The following is a 12085-nucleotide window of genomic DNA, read 5'->3' as shown; positions in this document are numbered from 1 at the left end:
ACTCTACTTTGATTTTTTATGTGTTAATGCAGCGGCTACAAAGCTAACAAAAAGTGGGTGAGGATTTACCACTGTTGACTTTAATTCTGGATGAAATTGTCCAGCAACAAAGAAAGGATGGTCCCTTAGTTCCACGATTTCCACTAAACCAGTGCTTGGATTGATACCTGAGGCAATCATTCCGGCCTTTTCGTAATCTTTTAGATACGCATTGTTAAATTCGTAACGATGGCGGTGTCTTTCAGTAATTTTTGACTTGCCATAAACGCCATATGCCTTTGTTCCTTTTTTGATTTCACAATCATAAGCACCCAAACGCATGGTTCCACCCATGTTTTTGATGTTCTTTTGTTCTTCCATCAAGTTGATTACTGGATGTGGCGTATTTTCATCCATTTCGAAGCTGTTGGCACCTTTTAGGCCCAATACGTTTCTTCCAAATTCAATAACCGAACATTGCATGCCTAAACAGATTCCGAAGAAAGGAATTTTGTTTTCACGAACGTAACGGATCGTTTCTAGCTTTCCGTCAAGTCCGCGCTCTCCAAATCCTGGAGCTACCAATACACCGTCCAAACCTTTCAGTTTTTCAGCAACGTTTTCTTGGTTGACACTTTCTGCGGCGATATATTTTACTTTTACGCGGGTTTCATTGGTAGCACCTGCATGGATAAAGGCTTCCGCGATAGATTTGTAGGCATCTGGAAGCTCCACATATTTTCCTACAAGACCGATGTTCACCTCGTCTGTTGGGTTCTTCAATTTGCCTAGGAATGATTTCCAGTTTTCTAGATCTGGTTCATTCTTGGTTGAAAGTTTCAATTTCGCCAAAACAGTTTTGTCCAATTGCTCTTTCAACATATTCAATGGCACATCATAGATCGTAGGAGCATCGATAGATTCCACTACGGCATTGATGTTTACATTGCAGAACAAAGCTAACTTTTTACGGATGTCATTGTTCAGTTTGTGTTCAGTCCTACATACTAAGATGTCTGGTTGAACACCATATTCCAATAATGTTTTTACGGAGTGTTGAGTAGGTTTGGTCTTTAGCTCACCAGCAGCAGCGAGGTAAGGGACCAAGGTCAAGTGAATTACCAAAGAGTCGTTATTGCCCAACTCCCAACGTAATTGACGTACTGCCTCAATGAAAGGTAGGGATTCGATATCACCAACGGTACCACCCAATTCAGTGATGACGATATCATATTCACCAGATTGACCCAATAGCAACATGCGGCGTTTGATCTCATCCGTAATGTGAGGAACGACCTGAACGGTTTTGCCAAGGTAGGCACCAGCGCGTTCTTGTTCAATCACATGGCTGTAGATACGGCCTGTTGTAACGTTGTTTGCTTGGGAAGTAGGGACATTCAGGAAACGTTCGTAGTGACCTAGGTCAAGGTCCGTTTCTGCACCGTCCTCTGTAACATAACATTCGCCATGTTCATAAGGGTTCAATGTTCCTGGATCAATATTGATGTACGGGTCAAATTTCTGGATGGTTACTTTTAAACCACGTGCTTGGAGAAGCTTGGCAAGGGAAGCTGCAATAATTCCTTTCCCTAACGACGAAGTTACGCCGCCCGTAACAAAGATATATTTAGTCATAACAATAATGGATTTCTAACTTAGATGCCTAGATAAAAAGCATCGTTCATCTGCTCTATGTACGGGATACAAAGGTACGAATTTTTATTAAATAAGGCCTAAAAAAAATCGTTCGAAACCAATTGTGAGGTTAACGAAACGAAAGTCAATCAGTTGGAACGGTATTTAGTCGTTTTTTTACTTTCCACAGATGGTTGTGGAATTGGAATTCTGCTAACTTTAGGATAAAAATCAAATAATATGGAATACAGAAGAATGGGAAAGAGTGGCCTTCAGCTGAGTGCGCTGTCATTTGGCTCATGGGTCACTTTCGCCAGACAAACTGATGATAACACCAATGAGCGCCTGATGGCACAGGCTTATGAGGCCGGCGTAAATTTCTTTGACAATGCTGAAGTGTATTCTGCTGGGCTTTCTGAGGAAATGATGGGCAGGGTTTTGAAAAAGCTGAACTGGGATAGGTCGTCCTATGTCCTGTCTAGTAAAGCTTACTTTGGCTGGAAAGGCGTAGACAAGAAGCCGAACCAACATGGATTGAGCAGAAAGCATTTGATGGAAGCCTGTCATGAAGCCTTGGAAAGGATGCAGGTTGAATATCTGGACCTTTATTATTGTCACCGGCCTGATCAAAATGTCCCCATTGAGGAGGTAGTCAGAACGATGAACACTTTGATCCAACAAGGAAAGATATTCTATTGGGGGACCTCGGAATGGTCTGCGGCTGAAATCATGGAGGCACATATGATTGCCAGGGATCTAGGATTGGAAGGTCCATCAGTTGAACAGCCTGAATATAACCTGTTCAACAGAAGAAAGATTGAAGTAGATTATGATCCAATCTTTAGAAATGTTGGCATGGGCACTACCATCTGGAGTCCTTTGGCTTCTGGGCTTTTGACTGGTAAATATAATGATGGCATTCCAGAAGGTTCAAGAATGTCCCTGGAAGGCTATGAATGGTTGCGGGATAAGGCTGTCGTTAATGATAAATTGAATCGGGTGAAGGCGCTAGGAGTTTTCGCCAATGAGCTTGGAGTTTCACTGCCAACTTTATGCATAGCATGGTGCATCAGCAATCCGAATGTAACAACGGCAATCTTGGGAGCGACCAAAGAAAGTCAGTTGACCGAAAACCTAAAAGCATTGGATGTACTTCCCCTGATTACAGCAGAAGTGAAAGAAAAGATTGATGAGATTATGGGAACCAAGCCTGTAGTCATACAGAATTAAGCGCGCTTGGTTTTAGGACAAATAAATAAGGGCTTTGCAAATGCGAAGCCCTTAAATATAATTTTTAAAGTCTCTCGATTATCTTTTTGATTTGATACGAGCAGCTTTTCCGGTAAGACCACGTAAATAAAATAATTTAGCGCGACGTACTTTACCAATGCTGTTAACTTCTATTTTCTCAATGTTAGGAGAGTTTACAGGAAAAATACGCTCTACACCAATACCGTTAGAGATTTTACGAACGGTAAAAGTAGCATTAGCTCCTTCGCTGTTTAATTGAATTACCACACCTTGGTACACCTGTACACGCTCTTTATTTCCTTCGCGAATTTTATAATGAACGCTGATGGTATCTCCGGCTTTGAAAGCGGGATTTTCATTTTTTACTACCGCTTGTTCTTCTACAAATTTTACTAAATCCATGATTCTGAGTAATTAATAACGATATTTAACCTGTAAAAATCGGAATGCAATATTACAGCTTTATTTTGATATTTGAAAATTCTTTTTTAAAAATATTCCACATTTCGTCGAATGCCTGCAAAAGTAAAAAAAATATAAACCAATTCCATATTTATTCCTGAATATCCACCTGTTTTTTAAATTATTATTTTTTGTTCTGGATAAAGCGCAATAAATGAGCTTTTTAGGTACTGTTTTTCTTGATTACGCTAATGTTTACTGAAAGGTTAAAATCTAAATGTTAAGGTTAAAATACGGTTGTAATAGGGTATAATACGGTCACTATGCTGTCTTAAATCTTTGGAAATTAGGAGGTCAGAAATTGAATAACCAATAAACACTAACTAGATGAACAAAAGATTTATTACCTCTTTGGCAGCTAGTCTATTCTTCTCGACCGTTTTGTTTGCTCAAACACAACTTAAAGGCCGAGTAGTCGACGAAAGCGGAGCACCAATCCCAGGAGTTACACTAGCATTGAAAAATGGTACTGCGACTCAAACCGGTGCCAATGGTGAATTTACTCTCTCTTATGATCAAGCTGGACAGTTGAATGTCTCCGCCTTGGGATACAGCAGAAAAGTTATCAACTTATCAAATCAGACCACTCTAGAAATCATACTGGATCCCAGTACCGAAGGGCTAGATGAAGTCGTAGTAACAGCATTAGGTATTTCCAGGGAAAAGAAATCCTTGGGATATACGGTGCAGGAAGTAGGGGCGAAAGAGCTGACCCAAGCTGGTCAGTTGAATGTGACCAGTGCACTATCTGGAAAGGTAGCAGGGGTCCAGGTCAATCAATTTGGAGGAACAGTAGGAGCGTCATCCCGGATCAGTTTAAGGGGGAACTCCTCTGTAAAGGCTGATCAGCAACCCCTGATCGTAGTCGATGGGGTGCCTATTTCCAATGATACTCAGCGTTCCGGAGATAATACCTATTCTGGTGTCGATTACGGATCAGGAATAAACGATATCAATCCTGAAGATATCGAAACAATAACCGTCCTTAAAGGAGGTTCAGCTGCCTTATATGGTATGCGTGCGGGTAATGGTGTAATCTTGATTACAACCAAATCAGGTAAGCGAGGTGACAAAGGCATACAGTTATCCTATGATGGTAACTTCTCTGTGGACCAAGCGGCCTACTTGCCAAAAGTCCAAAACCTATACGGTCAAGGATATAATGGTGATGAAAAACACTATAATGACTTTCAGGCAACGAATGGCAAAATCTCTTATCAAGATTATGCGCAGACTAAAGGTTTCGCCTATGTGGATGGAACAGGGCAAACAGGGGTATGGGATGGATTCGATGAATCATGGGGACCACGTTTGGATGTTGGGCTGAAACTGCCGCAATTTGATAGTCCGGTGAATAATGGGGTTCGGACTCCTACGCCGTGGGTTTCTCAAAAAGATAATATCCGAGACTTTTTCCAACCTGGATTCTCGATGAACCATAACCTTTCCATTTTAGCCCAAAGTGATAAATCGAGCACTCGTGCTTCCCTGTCATTTAGGGATCAAAATGGTACAGTTCCGAATACCGACCAAAAAAGGTACAGTCTGCAGTTGAACAACAATACCAGCATCTCAGAAAAAGTTTCATTTGATGTGAGCACCAATTATACCCGTACAGAGAGCGATAATATCTTGAACCAAGGTTATGATGGCAACAACCCGATGAACGGATTTATCTGGTCAGGTAGACAGATCAATATGCAAAGCCTAAAAGACAATTGGGATCAAAGGGATGAACAAGGAAACTATACCTATTACAACTGGAATACCAATTATCATGTGAACCCTTATTTCAATATCTATGAGAATACGAACTCCTACAAAAGGGATCGTTTTTTCGGAAAGAGTTCCTTGTATTACCAACCTTTTGAATTCTTGAAATTCGAAGGACGTGCCGGTCTGGATTATTACAATTTAAAGGCCTTTGAGCAAAATTATTATAATAGTGCCTTTCCTTATGGTGGATTCCGCGACCGCAAGACAGACAATACAGAATTAAACCTCGATTTCATTGCAACCTTCAACAAGCAATTCGGCGATTTCAACGTTTTGGCATCTGCTGGAGCGAATTACAGGAACCTGATGTGGGAAACCAATGTAATGGGAGCGGATGCTTTGACGGTTCTGGGAGTATATACCATTGCCAATAGGGTCGGTGATGCGGTTACCACAATGGACCATAGCCATGTCCGTTCGAATTCTGTTTTTGCGACTGCCAACCTAGGCTGGAAAGACCAGATCTATATGGACTTGAGTGCCAGAAATGATTGGAGTTCCACTATCAAGGATGATTTCTTTTATCCTTCCATCAGTATGAGCTGGTTGCCTACGAGTAGTTTCCCGAGTCTGAAAAATAGTGTGTTGAACTTTTGGAAAATCCGAGGTGGCTGGGCAGAGATTGGTGCGGGTACTACAGCATACCAGAATAGAGCATATTACTACCCACAGAACAACGCATTTGGCGGGGTAGCACAGATGTTTCGCTCGATGGTGTTCCCGAATGAAAACCTAAGACCAGAGCAAATCAGGACTTGGGAGATCGGTACCGAGATCGGTTTCTTGGATGATAGAATCCATGCCGATGTCGTATACTACTATAAATCAACAAAAGATCAGATCTTGGCGGTAACGACTTCCAATGTGGTTGGATTTAGTTCCATGCTGCTAAACGCTGGAGAAATTGAGAATAAAGGTATTGAGGTGCAATTAAGAGGAGATGTGATTAGAAAAGAAGAGGGCTTTAATTGGACGACCTATATCAATTATGCCAAAGATAACAGTAAGGTTATCGAACTCTATCCAGAGCTGGACTTAAATGTTTATCAGATTGGATGGACTTGGGGTATTGCCAATGTTGCCCGTAAAGGCGAACGTTGGGGCTCGTTGATTGGCGGGGGATATGACCGCGTTGAAGACGGACCGATGAAAGGTGCGATCAAGGTGAATAACCGAGGTTTGGTAGTGAATAAGAATGCACAGATTATTGGAAATACTACGCCTAAGTTTTTAGCCAGTTGGCGAAATGATTTCAGGTACAAGGACTTCTCCATGGGCTTTATGTTTGACCTACGTGTTGGAGGTGATATCTGGTCACAAACCATGAGCCACTCTTATACAGCTGGGGTTGCATCCATCACTGCAGAGAATGGAATTCGTGAAAAGGCGATCGTGGCAGGTAGAGATGTGATGACCGATGAAAAATTCGTTATGCAGGATGCAAACGGAAACTGGGTTGAAAATACAATCGAAACTGACGCACAGACTTGGTTTGAAAGCGGTGGTATTGCTCAGACCTATGTTTTTGATGGGTCATTCCTGAAACTAAGGGAAGCATATCTTTCATACAATGTTCCTACTAGATATCTACAGAATATGCGTGGTATCAAACGAGTAAATCTGTCCTTGATTGGTTCCAATCTAGCACTGCTTTGGACACATAAATCCAATACAATGCGGATAGATCCTGAAACAGGAGGTGTATCGAGTGATAGCCGTGGGGTAGGTTTTGAACAAGCTTCAGTGCCTTCATCTCGCAGTATCGGTCTTAAGTTGGGGGTTACATTTTAAGAAAACAGAAATCATGAGAATTAAATTTAATAGATATACAATTGCTTGCTTTTTGATGATAGGGCTGGCAACATCTAGTTGTACCAAATCTTTTGAAGAAGTCAACACTGATCCTGATGCGCTGACCGAGGTGCCGCCAACCAATATCTTGGCCAATGTATTGCGCAATACCGGTGAATCTTTTGGGGGTGATGTGGATGGCTACGGTACTTTTGCAGGTTATATCGTGAAGATCCAGTATATGGACTATATGGGGGGATTGGTCCCTACCAATAATACCTTCGGGAATAGATGGGCGGCATGTTATTATAACAACACGCAGTTGCAGGAACTGATGAAATTAACCGATGCAAGTCCGGATGGTTTTAAAAACATCCGTTTTGTGTCCCGTATTTGGCAAAATTATATGTGGTCCTATTTGACCGATGGATGGCGTAATGTTCCATATTCAGAGGCCTTGAAAGGGGCGGAAGATAAGGGCAATATCCTAAAGGCTGCCTATGATAAGCAAGAGGATATTTATCCTAAGATTTTGCAGGACTTAAAAACCATTGCTGATGAAATGGCGGCAGGATTAGGGACAGATGAGCTGGGTGCCGGCGATTTCATCTATGAAGGTGATATGGAAAAATGGCAGAAGTTCTGTAATTCCCTTCGTCTTCGCCTTGCCATGCGTATTTCGGGGGTGGCTCCAGCATTAGCCAAATCGACCATTGAAGAGATTGCAGGCAATTCAACCAAATACCCCGTTTTGGAAACCAATGCCGAGAACTGTTACCTTAAATATCCTGGAGCAGCTCCATATTACGAACCTTGGTATAACAACGGTATCGTAGGCAAGCGTATAGACAATTTTGGGATGGCTGATATTTTTATCGATCATTTATTGGAAACAGAAGATCCAAGGATTGCCAAAGTAGCAAACAAAACCTCCGATGGAGTTTATCGTGGCTATCAAAATGGAGCGAAAAGCGGACCTACTCCCTTAACTTCCATTTCATTCATTGGTGATAAATACATGAATGATCCTGTTGGATTTACGCCATTCTATAAATCTTCTGAGACTTTTTATATCCTAGCTGAAGCTGCGATGCTTGGTTATAATGTTAAAATGACCGCTCAACAGGCTTATGAAAAAGCAGTCAGGATTTCTATGGAAGACAACCAGATTGCAGAAGCTGATATCGTGAAATATTTGGCTGGCAAAGGAAAATGGAATAATACGAAAGACCGTATCTATTGGGATATGTGGGTAGCCTTGTTCAAGAATAATTTCGAAGCATGGACCCTGTACCGTCGTACCGGTATTCCGTCTACCAATTACCCTTCATTGAACTCTATTTATGGCAAAGCGCATAACGATCAGCCATTCCGATTACCATATCCAAACAATGAATACCTTTATAATGCAGCCAATGTAAATAAAGAAGCAGAAAAACTGAAAGATTTTGTTTGGGGTGAACAGATGTGGTGGGATAAAAGAACTGGAAAATTTTAATTATTGTTAAACAAAAACCTAAACCTAGAAAGAGCCATCAACGGATGGCTCTTTTGTTTTTTACGGAAGTTAAAATCCTGCAAATACTGGCTAAAAAGGGATTGAAGATGTAGGAAGTTTTTTTTCAACTTTATAATCTGAGAAATCTAGATCAGGAAAAAGATTATTTATTTAAGTATTCAAGAATTTTTATGGGTCTTACAAATAGCATGGCAAAGATATTTGGGTTGTTGATCGTTTGGATTGGCGGAGTTAACCTGTTGGTTGCTCAAGAGTCGGGGGATCAGATATTGGATGGAATTGGTGAAACGGGCATGATCGCACGGTATGTGTTTGATGGTAATCTCAAGGATTGGTCAAGGAATGGCTTGCATGCCAATTCGAAAAACAACCAGCCCAAATTCATTAAAGATGAAAAGTTCGGCAATGTGCTTTCACTTTCTGGAGGAAAGGATGATTATCTGACCTTGCCTGTTGGGACCTTAAACGGCTTGGAGTCCTTAAGTATTTCGGTTTGGCTTTCCTTGAAATCGGACGGAACAGGACAGTATATCTTTGACTTTGGAAAGGATAATAACCAACATTTCTTTGCTGCACCTTTTGGTACTTCCTCTCAAAAGGGTTTTCAGGCATTGATCACCGAGCAAGTAGAAAATAAAGGCGGAGCCATTGCAGCAGTGCCTGCATTGAATAAATGGCTACATGTTGCAGTTGTTGTCGATGTATTTTCGAAAAACATCATTACTTATGTAGATGGAAAACAGGTCGCTGAAGGCAATGAAATCCCTAAAGAAATTGCCAAGTTGTTTGAACCCTCTGGAAAGTTCAATATCGGGAAATCCTTGTCAGCTGATGGGTCTACTTTAAATGCGTTAGTTCATGATTTCCGAATCTATAGAGTTGCCCTGACCAAAAAACAGGTTTCGGGAATCTATTTTAACGGTCAGAATACCGTTCGTGAGGACAAGAAAACAATGGGAAAGGCAGAAGATGATCTTCCGACCTATGAATTGACAAAAGCACAGCTTTATAACCAGTATTTGCTTAAAGTTTCGGACGTTAAGGTGGAGACTGCATTGGGTGAGCTTCCTCGATTGCCTTCTTTCGTGGAGGGTGAGTATAAAGAAGGTTTTCAAGGACCGAAGGTTCGTGTTCTATGGCCAGCAGATATTGATAACGATGCGGTATTGAAAGCCGGAGAATATGTGGTAACTGGGCGGATTCCAGGAACAGACTTACAACCCAAAGCTTTTGTAACGGTGAAGGGCTTTGCTGACAGCAGGACCCCATCCGAGAAACTATTGCCTTTTGAACTGAGCCAGGTTTCCTTGAATGCGGATAGCCATAATGAAGAAACTAAATTTATCGAAAACCGTGATAAGTTCGTCCATACTTTAGCCAAGACCGACCCAAACTCTTTCTTGTACATGTTTCGCCATGCCTTTGGCCAGAAACAGCCTGCTGGAGCCATTCCTTTAGGGGTGTGGGACAGTCAGGATACCAAACTCCGCGGACATGCCACAGGACACTATTTGACTGCTATTGCTCAGGCCTATGCGAGTACCGCCTATGATAAGACTCTACAGGATAACTTTGCCCAAAAAATGGACTACATGGTGAATACTTTGTATGATTTAGCACAGTTGTCTGGAAAAGCTAAAAGTAATGGAGGTGAACATGTTTCAGACCCCACTGCCATACCTGTTGGTCCTGGCAAAACCGCTTTTGATTCTGATTTAACAGAAGCTGGTATCCGTACCGATTATTGGAACTGGGGCGAAGGATTTATCAGTGCCTATCCACCGGATCAATTCATTATGCTGGAGAATGGAGCTACTTATGGCACCAAGGTTACCCAGGTTTGGGCACCCTATTATACCCTGCACAAGATATTGGCTGGACTTATTGATATCCATCAGGTTTCTGGAAATAAAAAAGCGCTTCAGGTAGCCGAAGGAATGGGCGAGTGGGTTTATAAACGCTTGAATAAAATCCCGAAGGATAACCTGATCAAAATGTGGAACACCTATATCGCAGGTGAGTTTGGAGGGATGAATGAATCCATGGCGAGGTTGTATGAGATCACGAAGAACCCTCATTTCCTTGCTACGGCCCAGTTATTCGATAATATCAAAATGTTCTATGGTGATCCTGAACATTCACATGGCCTAGCAAAGAACGTAGATACCTTCCGTGGATTACATGCCAACCAGCATATTCCTCAGATTGTAGGAAGTATTGAAATGTACAAAGCTTCCAATGATCCGAATTATTTCAAGATTGCGGATAACTTTTGGTACAAGGCAGTCAATGACTATATGTACAGCATTGGTGGTGTGGCAGGAGCACGAAACCCTGCAAATGCAGAGTGCTTTATCAGCCAGCCAGCTACACTATATGAGAACGGTTTTTCAGCTGGTGGGCAGAATGAAACCTGTGCTACCTACAACATGTTGAAATTAACCAGTGATCTGTTCCGCTTCGATCAGCGCGCAGAACTCATGGATTATTATGAAAGAGGGCTCTATAACCATATCTTGGCTTCAGTAGCTGAAAACAGCCCTGCAAATACCTACCACGTATCCTTGAGACCGGGAGCAAACAAGCAATTTGGTAACCCCGACATGAAAGGATTTACCTGTTGTAATGGTACCGCAATCGAAAGCAGTACAAAATTGCAGAATACGATCTATTTTAGAAGTAAGGACAATAATGCACTTTATGTGAATCTGTTTATTCCCTCTACCCTGAACTGGGAGGAGAAAGGGATCACTTTAACGCAGACTACCAGCTATCCTAAACAAAATAGCACCCGCTTGGACATCAAGGGAAATGGCAGGTTTGCAGTAAATGTTCGTGTACCTAATTGGGCAACAAAAGGATTCTTTGTGAAGATTAACGGTCAAGATCAAAAAGTGGAAGCTAAGCCCGGTACTTATCTTGCAATTGAAAGGGACTGGAAAAATGGCGATAACATAGAATTGACCATGCCATTTGACTTCCATTTGGATCCGGTCATGGATCAACCCAATATTGCGAGTTTATTCTATGGTCCAATTCTATTGGCGGCACAAGAAACCGAACCTCAAAAGGAGTGGAGGAAGGTAACCTTAGACGCAAAGGATTTAGGAAAATCCATCAGTGGCAATCCTGAGAAGTTGGAATTCCAGATTGACGGCGTGGTTTATAAACCGTTCTATGATACGTATGGCCGTCATTCAGTGTATTTGGATGTGACCTTAAAATAGTCTTTTTATCTGCTTTTTACGATGGATTTTAAAAATATCCATCAAATAGTCAATGGGTTACACAGAAAAATTATTTAAGGTATTGGATTTAAAAAATATCCCCTTATATTTGTGCCACACAAAATCAAAGGTGATACCTTTTCGGGGTGTAGCGTAGCCCGGTATCGCGCCACATTTGGGATGTGGAGGTCGTAGGTTCGAATCCTGCCACCCCGACAAAAGCCACTGATAATCAGTGGCTTTTTCTTTTTTCGGGCACATTTCGGACAAATTATATCTGAATATTGATTATTCAATAACCTAAGCAAAGTTAAGCTAGAAGAATAACCCTTCTTAAAGAATGATTGGAACATAATGCTTGTTTCTATAGAGCGTGAAAAGTTCATCTTATTCTTATAAAAAATCAAGAGGGCTAGGAGTCTTTTGCTTGTCTATGTCAGTGATA

At 41.5% G+C, this 12085-nt stretch carries 6 protein-coding genes and 1 tRNA gene; 5 read left to right on the top strand and 2 right to left on the bottom strand.

Translation table 11 applies throughout. The features are described from left to right. Positions 1–3 precede the first annotated feature (3 nt). Entirely contained in the window at positions 4–1614 is a 1611-nt protein-coding gene (locus ACWICE_RS00035) for a CTP synthase (RefSeq protein ID WP_185210656.1), read from the bottom strand. Positions 1615–1854: 240 nt separating this feature from the next. On the opposite strand from ACWICE_RS00035, the gene ACWICE_RS00030 reads away from it, so the two are divergent. Further along, positions 1855–2844 carry a potassium channel beta subunit family protein gene (locus tag ACWICE_RS00030; protein ID WP_185210654.1) on the top strand — a complete coding sequence of 330 codons (990 nt, stop codon included), beginning with the start codon at positions 1855–1857 and terminating at the stop codon, positions 2842–2844. Between the two features lie 78 nt (positions 2845–2922). Here the strand turns inward: ACWICE_RS00030 and rplS are convergent, their stop codons facing one another. Continuing rightward, positions 2923–3267: a 50S ribosomal protein L19 gene (rplS, locus tag ACWICE_RS00025; protein WP_093098782.1), complete on the bottom strand. Its 345-nt coding sequence runs from the start codon at positions 3265–3267 to the stop codon at positions 2923–2925. 387 nt (positions 3268–3654) lie between these two features. On the opposite strand from rplS, the gene ACWICE_RS00020 reads away from it, so the two are divergent. The 4 genes from ACWICE_RS00020 to ACWICE_RS00005 all read left to right on the top strand — a co-directional run bounded on the left by ACWICE_RS00020 (position 3655) and on the right by ACWICE_RS00005 (position 11856). Then, positions 3655–6894, top strand: coding sequence for a SusC/RagA family TonB-linked outer membrane protein (locus tag ACWICE_RS00020; RefSeq protein ID WP_454297368.1), 3240 nt, complete (start codon positions 3655–3657; stop codon positions 6892–6894). Positions 6895–6907: 13 nt separating this feature from the next. Next, positions 6908–8392, top strand: coding sequence for a SusD/RagB family nutrient-binding outer membrane lipoprotein (locus ACWICE_RS00015; RefSeq protein ID WP_237219441.1), 1485 nt, complete (start codon positions 6908–6910; stop codon positions 8390–8392). Between the two features lie 209 nt (positions 8393–8601). Beyond that, positions 8602–11640, top strand: coding sequence for a beta-L-arabinofuranosidase domain-containing protein (locus tag ACWICE_RS00010; RefSeq protein ID WP_454297367.1), 3039 nt, complete (start codon positions 8602–8604; stop codon positions 11638–11640). A gap of 142 nt (positions 11641–11782) precedes the next feature. Next, positions 11783–11856: transfer RNA gene (locus ACWICE_RS00005), tRNA-Pro, on the top strand. Positions 11857–12085 lie beyond the last annotated feature (229 nt).

The organism is Sphingobacterium sp. NPDC055346, assembly GCF_053645235.1.
This window is presented reverse-complemented; position numbering and strand designations above follow the sequence as displayed.